This window comes from bacterium (assembly GCA_035945995.1).
Lineage (GTDB): Bacteria > Sysuimicrobiota > Sysuimicrobiia > Sysuimicrobiales > Segetimicrobiaceae > DASSJF01.
On sequence record DASYZR010000001.1, the window covers coordinates 1 to 13,423 of the forward strand.

General features: G+C 64.1%; 15 protein-coding genes and 2 tRNA genes. 14 read left to right on the top strand and 3 right to left on the bottom strand.

Annotated elements, in window-relative coordinates; all coding sequences use genetic code 11:
• The first annotated feature begins 319 nt into the window (after positions 1-319).
• Positions 320-808, top strand: a complete 489-nt coding sequence (locus tag VGZ23_00005; GenBank protein ID HEV2355996.1) for a site-specific integrase — start codon at positions 320-322, stop codon at positions 806-808.
• Between the two features lie 21 nt (positions 809-829).
• Complete coding sequence (locus VGZ23_00010) at positions 830-1,243, top strand: tyrosine-type recombinase/integrase (GenBank protein ID HEV2355997.1); 414 nt, start codon at positions 830-832, stop codon at positions 1,241-1,243.
• Here VGZ23_00010 and VGZ23_00015 read toward each other — a convergent pair.
• A tRNA-Ser gene (locus VGZ23_00015) sits at positions 1,203-1,293 on the bottom strand. The genes VGZ23_00010 and VGZ23_00015 overlap by 41 nt on opposite strands.
• 186 nt (positions 1,294-1,479) lie before the next feature.
• Here VGZ23_00015 and VGZ23_00020 point away from each other — a divergent pair.
• From VGZ23_00020 to VGZ23_00045, 6 genes are all read left to right on the top strand, one after another.
• Positions 1,480-3,060, top strand: a complete 1,581-nt coding sequence (locus tag VGZ23_00020) for a peptide ABC transporter substrate-binding protein (protein HEV2355998.1) — start codon at positions 1,480-1,482, stop codon at positions 3,058-3,060.
• Between the two features lie 51 nt (positions 3,061-3,111).
• Positions 3,112-4,062 (top strand): ABC transporter permease, encoded by a 951-nt coding sequence (locus VGZ23_00025; protein ID HEV2355999.1) that lies wholly within the window; start codon positions 3,112-3,114, stop codon positions 4,060-4,062.
• Positions 4,063-4,072: 10 nt separating this feature from the next.
• The gene (locus VGZ23_00030) at positions 4,073-4,963 is read left to right on the top strand and encodes an ABC transporter permease (GenBank protein HEV2356000.1); all 891 of its coding nucleotides are present in this window, start codon (positions 4,073-4,075) and stop codon (positions 4,961-4,963) included.
• A 154-nt stretch (positions 4,964-5,117) separates the two neighbouring features.
• Positions 5,118-6,092, top strand: coding sequence for an acetamidase/formamidase family protein (locus VGZ23_00035; GenBank protein ID HEV2356001.1), 975 nt, complete (start codon positions 5,118-5,120; stop codon positions 6,090-6,092).
• Positions 6,093-6,154: 62 nt separating this feature from the next.
• Positions 6,155-6,230: transfer RNA gene (locus VGZ23_00040), tRNA-Arg, on the top strand.
• Between the two features lie 312 nt (positions 6,231-6,542).
• A complete protein-coding gene (locus VGZ23_00045) occupies positions 6,543-6,962 on the top strand; it encodes a DUF1801 domain-containing protein (GenBank protein ID HEV2356002.1) in 420 nt (139 codons plus the stop codon).
• Between the two features lie 874 nt (positions 6,963-7,836).
• Here the strand turns inward: VGZ23_00045 and VGZ23_00050 are convergent.
• Complete coding sequence (locus VGZ23_00050; GenBank protein ID HEV2356003.1) at positions 7,837-8,454, bottom strand: DUF998 domain-containing protein; 618 nt, start codon at positions 8,452-8,454, stop codon at positions 7,837-7,839.
• A gap of 46 nt (positions 8,455-8,500) precedes the next feature.
• Here VGZ23_00050 and VGZ23_00055 point away from each other — a divergent pair, with 46 nt between their 5' ends.
• Positions 8,501-8,881, top strand: a complete 381-nt coding sequence (locus tag VGZ23_00055; GenBank protein ID HEV2356004.1) for a hypothetical protein — start codon at positions 8,501-8,503, stop codon at positions 8,879-8,881.
• A gap of 181 nt (positions 8,882-9,062) precedes the next feature.
• Positions 9,063-9,269, top strand: a complete 207-nt coding sequence (locus tag VGZ23_00060; GenBank protein ID HEV2356005.1) for a cold-shock protein — start codon at positions 9,063-9,065, stop codon at positions 9,267-9,269.
• 324 nt (positions 9,270-9,593) lie between these two features.
• On the opposite strand, the gene VGZ23_00065 is transcribed toward VGZ23_00060, so the two are convergent.
• The gene (locus VGZ23_00065; protein ID HEV2356006.1) at positions 9,594-10,592 is read right to left on the bottom strand and encodes a hypothetical protein; all 999 of its coding nucleotides are present in this window, start codon (positions 10,590-10,592) and stop codon (positions 9,594-9,596) included.
• Positions 10,593-10,948: 356 nt separating this feature from the next.
• Between VGZ23_00065 and VGZ23_00070 the strand changes: the two genes are divergently transcribed.
• The 4 genes from VGZ23_00070 to VGZ23_00085 all read left to right on the top strand — a co-directional run bounded on the left by VGZ23_00070 (position 10,949) and on the right by VGZ23_00085 (position 13,242).
• A complete protein-coding gene (locus VGZ23_00070; GenBank protein ID HEV2356007.1) occupies positions 10,949-11,143 on the top strand; it encodes a hypothetical protein in 195 nt (64 codons plus the stop codon).
• Positions 11,144-11,184: 41 nt separating this feature from the next.
• Positions 11,185-11,652 carry a hypothetical protein gene (locus tag VGZ23_00075; protein ID HEV2356008.1) on the top strand — a complete coding sequence of 156 codons (468 nt, stop codon included), beginning with the start codon at positions 11,185-11,187 and terminating at the stop codon, positions 11,650-11,652.
• A 65-nt stretch (positions 11,653-11,717) separates the two neighbouring features.
• A complete protein-coding gene (locus VGZ23_00080) occupies positions 11,718-12,728 on the top strand; it encodes an NAD-dependent epimerase/dehydratase family protein (protein ID HEV2356009.1) in 1,011 nt (336 codons plus the stop codon).
• 25 nt (positions 12,729-12,753) lie between these two features.
• Entirely contained in the window at positions 12,754-13,242 is a 489-nt protein-coding gene (locus VGZ23_00085) for a maleylpyruvate isomerase N-terminal domain-containing protein (protein ID HEV2356010.1), read from the top strand.
• Positions 13,243-13,423: the final 181 nt, after the last annotated feature.

The window sequence follows — 13,423 nt, forward strand, 5'->3', positions numbered from 1 at the left end:
GATCCGTATCACGGACAAGACCGTCCGATTCCGGTCGGAAGATGTTGAGGCGTTTTTGCAGTCGTGCAAGACTCGTGCTGGAGGCCGCGGATGACGCGTCGCGAGCGTGGAGTCTACAAGCGCGGGTCGGCCTACTGGATCGACTACACCGACCTCCGGGGCCGGCGCCACCGCGAGCCGGCCGGCCTGAACTACCGCCTCGCGGTGCTGGCGCTTCGTCAGTGGCAGGCGGACATTCAGGCCGGGAAGTTCGGGCTTCGACACCGAGGCCGCGCGATGACGCTCCAGGCGTTCGTTGATCGGCATTGGAGGCGCCGAAGTGGCGCCGCCGCTCGCGCCCGAGACGCGCCGTTCCTACGAGGCGAACCTTCAGAATCACATTTTGCCGTACTTCGGCACATGGCCGCTCGCAACGATCACGCGCGCCGACCTGCGGGCATTCGTAGCGCACCTGAGGAGCGCGGAGAAGCCCCTCACGCCCAAGACGCTCAAGAACGAAGCAAAAACGCGTCCTCGAGCCCGAGCAGTTCCGCGATGCGGTGGACCGACTTCCCGTCAAGGTAGCCCGCATGGCGATCGTGGCGCGCTGGCAGGCGGGCTCCGATGGGGCGAGCTGATCGCTCTTCGCACCGAGGGCATCGACTACCGGCGGAACGTCATTCATGTGACGTGCCAGCTCCAGAAGCGCAAACTGCGCATGCCGAAGAGCCGCGCCGGCGTCCGCGATGTCGACATGACTCCGCTGGTTCGGAAGATCCTCCAAGCCACCGATCACGAGGGGTTGATTTTCTCGCCCGACGGGGCGTAGCCATTGAACGCCGGGCGCTGGGTGAAACGCCAGTGGAAGAAGGCACAGGTGGCGGCGGGCATCGCGCGGCCGATCCGCTGGCAGGATCTCCGGCACCAGTGCGCGAGCCTCTTGATCGCGGCGGGCAAGAACCCCCTCTATATCGCGAAGCAGATGGGGCACAAGGATCCTGGATTCACACTCCGGCAGTACTGGCATCTCTTCGAAACCATCAAACGGACGCCCGTAGAATGGATCGATGATCTAGTATGGCCGACCGGCTGTGACGTGGGTGTGACGTGGGCTGCCGCGACAACGCGTCAGGACGCGGGGGGAACAGGTGTCCGCGCGAACGCAGAAGACCAGGCAAATGTAGGATTCGGTGAGATGGTGTTCGGTGACGTCCGTTCGGTACTGGCGGAGGGGGTGGGATTCGAACCCACGGACCCCGGTTAAGAGGTCACGGTTTAGCAAACCGTTGCCTTGGACCGCTCGGCCACCCCTCCGGTGCCCCTTATCGTACCCTCCAGGGGGACCCCCCGCAAGAGACGGAAGGACCGGCCGTACCGACGTACGGCACACCATGACGTGCGCGGCCGCCCGTTGCCCCATGGACCGGCCCACCCTAGAATTGGGAATGACACACGGCAGAGCCCGAACGCGAGTGCACGCGCGGCGCCGGAGGAGATCGTATGCGCAGGTCATGGTTGCTGGCAGTCCTCTGCGCGGTGCTCGCGCTCGTCCCGGCCGGCGCGGCGGGGGCCGCAGTGCCGGCCGGGACCTTTGTCACCGTCGTGACGGAGAATCCCGACAACTTGAATCCGTATCTGCACAGCCTGCTCGCCTCCGGCAGTGTGTACCGGTACGTCTTCGACAGTTTGTATACGGTCGATTGGACGGGGAAATGGAAGCCCGCGCTGGCGGTCTCGTACACCGTCAGCCCCGACGGACGGGCGTGGACCTTCACCCTCCGCCCGGGGGTGCGCTGGTCCGACGGACGGCCGCTGATATCCGCCGACGTGAAGTACACGTGGCGTCTGGCGACCGACAAGGACGTGCACGTCACCTACGCGACCGGCTTCGATAAGATCGCGGCGATCGATACGCCGAGCCCGACGACGGTCGTCTACCATCTCAAGGAAGCCTATGCGCCCTTCAAGGACCAGGTGATGGGCGCGCCCATCGTTCCCGAGCACGTGCTCGGCCCGCTCTCCGCCGACGGGATCAACAGGGCGTCCTTCAATCAAAGGCCGATCGGCACCGGCCCGTTCACCGTCACGGAGTTCGTGACCGACGATCACGTGACGCTGACGGCGAATCCCTCGTACTGGGGGCCGAAGCCCAAGCTGCGGCGCATCGTCGTCCGCATCGTGCCGGATCAGAACACGCAGGTGAACCTCTTCAAGGCGGGCGATCTCAGCCTGCTCGTCGGTGTGCCGCCGGCGCGGCTGGACGAGGTGCGCCGGACCCCTGGCGTGGCCATCAGGCGGTATCTCGCGCCGGTCTACCAGCTGATTCAGCTGGACGAGTACGGATTTCTGCGGGATGCCGCGGTCCGCCGGGCGCTCGATTTCGCGACCCCCAAGGCGTCGATCGTCAAGAACATCATGAAGGGCCAGGCCGAACCGGCGGTGAGCGACATGGTGCCGAACGGTCCGTGGGCCAACAAGGCGCTCACGCCGCGGCCCTATGATCTCGCCGCGGCGCGGGCCCTGCTGCGCGCGGCCGGCTTTGCGCCGGGGGCCGGCGGGGTGCTGGTGAAGGACGGCCGCCGGCTCGAGATCCCGCTATGGACGATCTCGGCGCGGCAGACCGACGCGCAGATGATGGAACTGATCGCCCAGTCCTGGCGAGCGCTCGGCGTCGCCACGGACACCCGCGCCGTGAGCGCCGCGGCGCTTTTCGGCCAGAACGGTCCCCAGTGGAACGGCCGGGACGCCGCGCTGATCTACAGCTGGGGCCAGGGCGTGTTTCCGGAGAACAAGATCAACTGGCACTCGTCCTACATCCCCAAGGACGCAAACGCGCCAGGCGAGAACGCCGAGCGGTACGGCAACCCGGAGATGGACCGCCTGCTCGAGGAGGCCGACCGCACGGTCGATGACGCGAAGCGACGCGCGGTCTACGACCGAATCCAGGCGCTCGAGCACCGGGACGTGCCGATCATCTTTCTCTTCTGGTTCGTCAACAACAACGTGGTGGCCGCCGACGTTCACGGCTATGATGTCTCGACGTTCGGCGAAACGCCGCCCGAGGAGTGGAGCACGCGTTAGCCGCCGCGCCGAACGCCGGCCGCCGTGCCCGTCCCGCCCGGTGACGGGTTAGTGTCGTCCTACGTCGCCCGCCGGGCCGCCCAGGCGGTGGTGCTCCTCATCGCGGTCTCGTTCGTCAGCTACGCCATCATGAACGCGGCGCCCGGCGGCCCGCTCGCCGTCTACCTGCACAACCCCCAGGTCACGCCGGACAAGATCGAAGTGCTGCGGCATCAGCTGGGCCTCGACCGGCCCTGGTACGCGCGGTACGCGGCCTGGCTCGGCGGCCTGGTGCAGGGCCATTGGGGCTATTCCTACTACACGGGCCGGCCGGTCCTCGCCATGATTGCCGAGCGTCTGCCGGCGACACTCACGCTCATGCTTGCGGCATTCGCGCTCGCGATCGGGCTGTCGTTCCCGATGGGCCTGTACGCGGCGACGCACAAGTATCGATGGGGCGACAATCTGCTGTCGTTCGGCTCGTTCTTCGCCTGGGCGATGCCGACGTTTTGGTTCGGGCTGATGCTGCAGTTGTTGTTGGGGGTGCAGCTCCGCCTGCTGCCCGTCGCCGGCATGCACGAGATCGGGATCACGTCCTCCACCGACCTCGCCCGGCACCTTGTCATGCCGGCGCTGGTCCTCGGTCTGGGGGCCATCGCCAGTTGGAGCCGCTATCTCCGCAGCAGCCTCCTTGATACGTTGAACCAGGACTACGTGCGGACGGCGCATGCCAAAGGGCTCTCCGGCCGCCGGGTGTTGCGGCGGCACGTGCTGCGCAACTCACTCATCCCGATCGTCACGCTGATGGGACTCGACCTGCCCGCCCTGTTCAGCGGCGCCGTGGTGACGGAATCGATCTTCGGGTGGCCGGGCATGGGACGCTTGTTTCTGTCGGCGCTCAGCAACCGCGACTACCCGCTGCAGATGGCCGGGTTGATGATCAGCTCCGCGTTGCTTATTGCCGGCAACCTGCTCGCCGATCTCACCTACGCCGTGCTCGATCCCCGGATCCGGTTTGAGTAGCCCGTCCGCGGTGGCGGCTCCCCCGGGCGGGCCGGGGAGCGCGGTCCGGCCGCGCGCCGGCGGATTGTGGGCGCTGGCCTGGGCTCGATTCCGCCGGCATCGCATGGCGCTCGCCGGCGTCGCCGTCCTGGCCGCGGTCGTCGCCGGCGTCGTGCTGGCCCCGCTGCTGACGCGGTACGATCCGACGGCCCTCGATCCGGATCACAGCCTTGCCCCGCCAAGCCGGACCCATCTCCTCGGGACGGATGACCTCGGGCGGGACGAGTTCGCGCGTCTGCTCTACGGAGGGCGGGTCAGCTTGCTCGTCGGGACGACCGCCATGCTGGTCGGAACGGTGATCGGCGTCACGCTCGGGTCGATCGCGGGCTACGCGGGCGGATGGACGGATACCGCGGTCATGCGCCTCGTCGATTTGGTGCTGAGCTTCCCGGCGATCTTCCTTCTATTAATACTGCTCAACTGGACCGGGGGCCGGGCGCCCGTCGTGATGATGGTGGGGTACCTGGGCCTCTTCGGGTGGACCGGCCTCGCGCGGATCGTGCGCGCCGAGTACCTCTCGCTCCGGTCGCGGGAGTTCGTGGAGGAAGCCCGCGCGACGGGGGCGGCAACGCCGCGCATCATCTTCCGGCACATTCTGCCGAACGCGATGGGGCCCGTTCTGGTCCAGGCGGCGTTCGCCGTGGCGGGCGCGATGCTGGCAGAGGCCGCGCTCGACTTTCTCGGGTTCGGGCTGCCGCCCGGGATCCCGACGTGGGGCAATCTGATGACCCAGGCCGAGAACTACATGACGAGCAATCCGGTGCTGGTGATCGCCCCCGGCCTCGTCGTGACTCTGACCGTGGTCGCGGTGTTCTTCATCGGGGACGCGCTGCGTGACGCACTCGACGTTCGCTCCCGGTGAGCCCCCAACGCCGCCCCTCGCGGTGTCGACCCGGATGATGTGAGTGGTGGGCCAACCATGAAATTAGAGCCGGCCCGCCACCGTTTGGAGGAGGACCCACCGGCGCGCGGAACTTAGTGGTCTCGGCCATGGCCCTGCCAAGGGAGGCCTCCCCGTGACGACGCACTACCTTCCGCAAGATCGGGTGCACTTCACTTGGGACGTCCGGCACGAGCCGGTGGTCAACGCGAGCAGCGGGGATGTGCTGGTCGTCCATGCCCGTGACGTGAGTGACAACCAGATCACGCCGGCATCGACCGCCGCCGTCCTCGCGTCCCTGAATTGGAACCGCGTCTATCCGCTGGCAGGGCCGGTGTACGTGACGGACGCGCGTCCCGGCGACACCCTGGCGATCGAGATCCTGGACATGCACACCGAGGGGTGGGGTTGGACGGCCATCATCCCGGGCTTCGGGCTCCTGGCCGACGATTTCAAAGAGCCGGCGCTGCGGATCTTCGACCTCACGGGCGGCGACGCGGCCTACCTCCGGCGCGACATCGCCATTCCGATCGAGCCGTTCTTCGGGACGATGGGTGTGTGCCCGGCCGGCGCACGCGAACAGGCCGTGCCGCCGGGTACGTTCGGCGGCAATATGGACACGCGCCAACTCACCCGCGGCGCCACGCTCTACCTGCCCGTGCAGGTCGACGGGGCCTTGTTCAGTTGCGGCGATGCGCACGCCGCGCAGGGCGACGGCGAGGTTTGTGTCACGGGCATTGAGGCGCCGATGTACGCGACGCTGCGGCTCACGCTCCAGAAGGGCCGGACGATTCCCGCGCCGCAGTTTGCGAATCCCGGACCGCTTGTGCCGCGGGTGAATCATGGCGGATGGTACGGGACGACGGGCGTTGGGCCCGATTTGCACAAGGCGGCGCAAGATGCCGTGCGGGCGATGCTCGCACACTTGTCGGAGACGCAAGGGCTTTCGGCCGAAGACGCCTACATGCTGGCGAGCCTCTGCGTAGACTTGAAAATTTCGGAGATCGTCGACGCCGGGCAGTTCATCGTGAGCGGGCTGCTGCCGGTGGCGGTGTTCCGCGACGGCTTCAATGACATCGTTACCGGCGGCAGGTCCGCCGGCGCGGCTTGAACGAGTCTCCGATGTCCGGTACACTATGTGGTGCCGGGGCTGACAATGAACGCCGGTGACGCGCGCCCGTAGCTCAGCGGATAGAGCGCCGGACTACGAATCCGTAGGTCGGGGGTTCAAATCCCTCCGGGCGCGCCATATTTTTCAACGTTTCTGCGACCCTCCGGACGGACGTTCGTTCGTTTTTGGACCGGATTGGACCCGGCACCGGCGAGAGCCTATGAAATCAAGGGATGGGCTCCGGCGGCCGTTGAACGCCATGCTCTGTTCCATCTGTTCCAGTGGAGAGGAAAGCCCGGCAATCGAAAATCGGAAGGGGCGTGTCAAAGCGACAGACCGCCTGCGCACGTCTTCGCCCAAAATCTGAGCGGAGCCCTTAGCCCTTCGGCAATAGCCTTAGGCAATAGGCTTAGGCAACAGCTATAATGTGGATAAGGAAGTGGTAGACGAATGAACCCATCCGAACTTATTGACAAGCAAATCGCAGACCTTACGGACTGGCGCGGCAAAATGCTTGCCAAACTTCGCAAAATCATTCATGATGCTGACCCCGAGATAATCGAGGAATGGAAATGGATGGGCAGTCCGTGTTGGTCTCACGATGGACTCATCTCCGTGGCCACCGTTCTCAAGGATAAGGTCAAACTGACCTTTTCTCAGGGCGCAAGCCTTCCAGATCCGGACAAGCTCTTCAACGCCGCCCTTGAAGGCAATCGATGGCGAGCGATTGATTTCCACGAGGGTGACAGAATTAATGAGCGCGCCCTGAAAAATATCATCCGTGCTGCGGTGGCTTACAATCGTGCTGGGCCGAAGGGAAAAACACCGGCAGATGCTCGCGGGATTCGGCCTAAAGTCCGCAAAAAATAGGAAACGCCTTCTGGCGATCCCACACGATTGCGCTTACTTTGCCGGCGGCTGGAGTAGCGAGAAATTGTTTCCATCCAGGTCGCTGAAGGTGGCTAGGAGGCCCCATGGAAGTGCGGCTGGTTGAGTCTCATTGAACTTTCCGCCGCGGTTCCCCACATTCGGTAGAGGCCTCCTACCGAACAGCACAAGAGAGATGCCTCGATCATCGCCAACGTGGGAGTCCGGGCTACAGATGGTACAATAGACGCGGCCCCTGGGATAGTTTGGATTTGTTGCCGCAGGTTCTCGTCATCCCCTCGGCTGACAGGCTGGAGCAACAACCAGACGAGGGAACAGGGGAGGAAACATGATGCGGCAGAAACCCATTGAGGCACTTCTAGCCAGGATCGGTGGGCGGTTCGAAACCGTGAACGCGGTGGCCGCTCGGGCTGAGCAATTAATCAGAGGGGACATACCGGCAATTGAGACCGGTACCCGTAATCCCGTCCTCGTCGCGATGGAAGAACTTGCATTGGGAAAGTTCCACGTGGTCTCCCAACGCCCGTCAGTGAGTCAGCCAATTGTCACAGGGCCGGAAGCGCCCTCGCCTAGCAGCCCGGTCGCCGACGAGAACCGCCTTTCCGTTGGCCCGGTATCAGTTCCGTAAGATCTGTCGAACGACGATCTACACGGCGGCCGCCCTGAAAATGGGAACGCCGGGTGGACACCTTTGATGGGAGGAGTGCAGACGGTTGAGTGCATGGGGGACCGCGTCACGAACATCGCGGAGCGCGTGACTTACGTGGTGACCGGCACGCTCAAGAAACTGAATGTCTAACCCCTCCGTCGGACGCCGCGCTCGCCGGCGGCGCGTACCCGGGCGGCGGACGTCCTATCACAGCCTCAACAGACGAATCGCGATGATCTCCATCCAGGCACACGGAAGTCCGAAGGTGATTCGCTCGGAAAGCCCCAGCCACGGATGCGACGCGCCCCACAGTCCGCTCCACACCAGCACGAGCATCACGGCTAGCGTGCCTGTCAATATGCCGATGAGCACACTGAAGGCGGCATATCCACGCCAGGCGCGATCACGCCGCACCTGAGCCGCCGTGGCGAGGCAACTCAACGGCAGCAGGACGGCAAGTGCCGCGACCACGCCCAGGTGGACTGCGCCCCGCAGCGTCCATGTCCCGATGGGATCCGTGGGAAACACCGCGATCGACACCAACCCGAGGCCGCAGGCTATGGCAAGGACGTCGATCGCCCCCCAGATCTTGCCTGGTGCTATGGTACGCTGGAGCCCTCTTTGAAACGCGACGATCAGGATGCCGAACACAATAAAATTCGCCGTTTGGACCCAGCCATTGGCGCCCAGGGCGAGCAGGCTGATATCCGAGCGAAAGGCGTTGTAGCCGACCTGCGCCCGGCCCAAGAAGGTCAGCACGCTCCAGAACAAAATCGGCGCCACGACTCCGGCCAGAGCCGGACCCCGGACGTGGGCGAATGACATTTCAATCCCCCGTAACGGTGCCTCTGCGCGTATCCTGGCGAGGTGAGTGATTTTCCTGCCGACGCGGATTTTCACGTTGCGCATCGTTCCCATCTTCGACGAGCAGGGCGTGGCCGTCGTGGGGACTATCGATCTGGAAAGTGCGGTGCGCGACGCGTTCGGTGCCGACGTGCAGCGCGCGCTCCGGTCGTACGCCGCTACGATCCAACCATTGTGGCTACAACACGCGGTAGAGATTTCCGAGGATAATCACCTATTCTGCATCACCATGGTCGGGTGCCTCGACCAGGACGAAGTAGGCGCAGTTGCACGGTCCCGTCTTGTGTGCGCGCGGCGCGGTGCATCGCGCTGCAATGACGCCGGCCTTGCCGATTTGATTGCTATGGCACTTATCGCACATGTATGTTCCGGTCACCGGCCACGGTAAGTCGGCCTTTGCGCGAACGCTGCTGCGCACCATGCATCACCTGCTTTCCCCTCCATTGTACACGCGCGCTCGGTGGCGTGCCAAACCATCTTGTTGCATTGAAGCGGGGAGCGTGTCATACTTGATTGGCATCAGCAGACTGCAAAGTCGGTTGGTAGTATGGGGATAAGGGTGGGATTTTATGGCGCTTGGAACGGTAAAGTGGTTCAACTCCGAAAAGGGCTACGGCTTTATCACCCCGGACGACGGCGGCAAGGATCTGTTCGTTCATTTCAGCGGGATTGAGGGCGAGGGGTACAAGTCACTGAACGAAGGCCAGAAGGTAGAGTACGAGGCAACACAAGGACAGAAGGGCCCCCAGGCCAGCAAAGTCCGTCCCGTGAGCTAAACTGAACCATAACAAGCGCGTGCTGAGACAGACAACGAGGGGGGAAGCAGCAACCCCCCTTTTTCTTCTCGCGCGTGCACCAGGGTAGAGGAACGGTCGTGGAACAGTGCAAGGCTTGTGGCAAGCCTAAACCCTCGCTGGCCGTCGAGCAGGGAGACGACTTCTGCTCAACGGAGTGCGCGCGACGCCATTACGGGTCGTCGCCCGCTCGCCCGGCGCGCGGTGTCATTCTAGCGGGGCACGCCTCATCCCGCAGGGCTGCTTGGAGACGACTCTCAGGCGTTCTGAACGGCCGGAAACCGTAATGGCACCGGTATCGACACCTTACCCGGGAGACTGTTGTTGATCGTGACTTGCGTCTTCTTTGGGCGCTCCGTAGACTACGTACCCGTCGTTCGGCAGTAGCCACCCATCATACCGGACACCTATCGAGGTGGACGTCTTCTGAAAGTTGGGGGCGCCGCCTGTGAGCAGCCCATAGACTTCCGCATCGAGATTCATGGGCGTTTTGCTGACCACCGTCAAATCCAAACCGCGTGTCAAATGTGACATCTTCATGGTTCGATAGCGAATGGGGCCATTGTCGTATTCTTCGCCCCAGAGCTCGACTCGGGTCTGCCCGCGAAACCGAATTGGGATTACCGCCCGGAATTGGATCTTGTCGTCGGCCCCTTCCGCGACGGCAAGTGCAACGTTCTTCCACGTCCCGTCGTCTTGCCGAACCCGCAGCTTGACATACAGGTCTACCGGCAGGCCGGGGATCTTTCGTAGCACCGAAACCCACTCATGATTTTCGACGATTTCACCATCAGCGAACGGCGCGACGAACGAGAAGGTCGTCTGGGTGGTTGAGACTGTTACGGGCCGAGCACTCGTGATTTGACCCGAGGGGAGGTGCATGCGCTGCATCACCTGGTCCGGCAACAGTTCGTTCATTTCGGTCGTTTCTCTAACGTCCTCCCGGTAGACTTTCGAAATGAGGGGAACGACGTCCGAGTAGACTTGCTCGATCACCCCGTATCCCCGGTAGGCTTGGTTTGTGGCCACCCGCGACGCGAATTCTCTCATTCCAGAAACAGACTGCGCCGCGAGTGCCTCGTCGTTCAACCCTTTCAGATACTCTCCGTGAAGCACGACCAGGAGCCCGAGCGCTCCGATGATTATCGTCGCGATGGACAGGTCACGCAGGAATTGCGACACTCCAATCTCCCCCGCGGAGATGTCCGTGGCCAGTGTCCCGAACACCCACAGTCCGACAAGCCCCAGCGCAACGAGCGCAAGAGGCACCATTAGAACGCGTCGAAAGAACGACCGTTTCCGCATGCCCAACCTCCTACCTGAGCGAGAAACGGGGCCGCCAGGGGGACCTACGTGTCCGTGTTGCGCTTCCCCTCTACGATCGTGGGACGGCGCCCTCGCGAACCAGTTTCCGTTCATTACGGCTCTTGATACCTGCCCCGCGATCCGTTCTCCTACTCCCGGCTCGGCAATCGCACCCTGCGTGGGGCGGTGGCGGGCACTCGAATCTGCTCCCGCGCGAGACCATGATTAACATTTCATTATGAGCCAGGAGACCGCGGCCCGTGGGGAGAACGGTGAACTACAGTTACGAGATGCACCATCGAGGAGCCTCGCGCGATTCTTCGTTGGCACAAGATACCCGTCTGGGGGGGAAGCGCATGGAACTGAAGGAACTGGTACGCCAGCTGACGGAGCTGATCTGGCAGGCGGAGCAGCGAACGGACCATGCCGTAGAAGACACAGTTTTGACGTACCTGCGCGACGCCGTGCTCGCAGAACTCGAGTACAAGCGTCGGATGCGTGACCTTGACCGCAAATTGGCGGAGTTGGAGACGATGACGGCCCGAGCTTAGTCGGCGCTTCCGCCGGGTCCGCCCGCGTTGTGGAAGTGCCTATGGCGGACATACCTAACCTCCACGACATGGTTCGTCGAGTGGCCGACTTCATCTTGTCGCTTGAGGCCCGTAGCCTGCGGCCTGAGCATGAACCGGTGCTCGCCTATATTACCGATGCGGTCGCCGCAGAGATGCAGCACCGCAAGCAGACGTCCGGGCTCGCCCGGAGGCTTGCGATGATCGGGACCGCGAGCGCGAGCGCCGACCTGGAAGACGCTTTCTACGGTCCCCTGATCGCGGGCAAGACCCCGGTCCACGTGCGGTGTCGCGATGGGCACGAGATCCCGCAGGCCGTCGTCCGTGACGCGGACGCCCACGCGCTGCTCATCGAGACGCCCGACGGATCGGAACTGCTCCTCGCACGAGCCATCATCTCAGTCAGCGCGCACTCGAGCACGCCGGCTACAAGCGGGAAGGGCTGGCTCGGAAGAAGCTCTTCTGGGCCGGACGGTGGTACGACACCGTGATCTACGGGATGCTCGACGAGGACTATTTCGCCGGCGAGCGGGACCGTTGAGGCGGACGGAGCGCCGTGAACATCCTCATCCTCGGCGGCACGCGGTTCGTCGGCCGGCACATTGCGGAGGCCGCTTTGAATCGCGGGCACGAAGTCTCGCTGTTCAACCGCGGCCACTCGGACCCCAACCCGCCCCTTGATGTCGAGCCCCTCAGGGGGAACCGAGACGGTGATCTAAAGGCGCTGGCCGGTCGCCACTGGCACGCGGTCATCGACACTTCAGGCTACGTGCCGCGCATTGTCCGGGCATCGGCGGAACTACTCGCCGGCGCTGTCGGCCATTACACGTTCATCTCGACGGCCAGTGTCTATGCGCACGCCGGGCCGGAGACGCCTCTTCACGAGACCTCCCCGCTTCTGGAGATCGATGATCCGGCACGAGAAGATACCGATGATCCGAAGGCGTACGGCGGCCTGAAGGTCCTCTGTGAGCGGGTGGTCGAGGACGCGATGCCGGGCCGGAACCTCCTCGTGCGACTGAGCCTCGTCGCGGGGCCGCTTGATCCGACCGATCGTTTCACCTACTGGCCGGCGCGCATCGCCCGCGGCGGAGCCGTACTGGCCCCCGCGCCGCCCGAACGGAAGGTCATTCCCTTCATCGACGCGCGGGACGCCGCCCGGTGGATCGTCGCCGGCATCGAAGCACGCCTGACGGGGACCTTCAACGTTGGCGGCAGGGTTGGCCTGACGTTTGGCGACGTTCTCGAGACGTGCCGCGCCGCCGGCGGCGGGCGGGAGGCGTCGTTCGTATGGGCGAGCGAGGCGTTCTTGCTCGGGCACGGCGTCAAGCCGTGGACCGAGCTCCCGCTTTGGGTGCCCCGGGGACGACACGATCTTGCCGGTCTCGATTCGACCAAGGCGGTGGCGGCCGGATTGCACCTGCGACCGCTGGCGGATACGATCCGTGACGTTCTGGCGTGGGATCGGACGCGGCCCGAGGGCCTCGCGCGCCGAGCCGGGTTGCCGGCCGAACGGGAGGCGGAGTTATTGCAATGGTGGCAGGCGGCATCCGGCGCGGACGGGTAAAGTCGGATGTGACGACGGTGACACCGTGACGGATTCTCCAGAACGTGCAATCGACCCGGTCGAAGAATTGCGCACGAGCATTCGACAATTCGTGCAATACGTTGAGGCGATTCCCCACGATTTGTGGCTTACAAAGATCGTCAATTGGACACCGCGGGACGTTGTCGCGCACCTGATCGGCTGGAACGTGTGCATGCTTGAGGGCTGCGAGCTCATGCGCGCGGGAAAGGCGCCGACGTATCTCAACGATCGGGAACACGATTATCGGCACGTCAACGCGGCATCGGTCGATCGATACGCCGCGCGAGACCGTGCCACGCTACTCAGCGAACTGGAGGCGTCATTTCGAGGGCTGGAACAATACCTGACAGGGCTCGAGGCCGCCGCCTGGGGAGCCGATACCGGGATACGCCTCGGCGGCCGGCCGGTTACCATCCGGGGCAGCATACGGGCGCTGGCACGAGACTACGACCATCACCGGCAACGCCTCGCGGAGTGGCGGTCCGGTCTGTGAGCGCTGGGAGTCCCACCACCGCTTATCTATGGAGGCACAACATGTCCTACGTCCGGCGCGCGGTCGAGGGCGACCTGGAGGCCGTTCACCCGCTTCTGGACCAGCTGCTGACGGCCGAGTTCGCGCGAAGACAAGCGGTCTGGCGTGATGCGTTCGCCCAGGATGATTTTGCAGCCTGGGT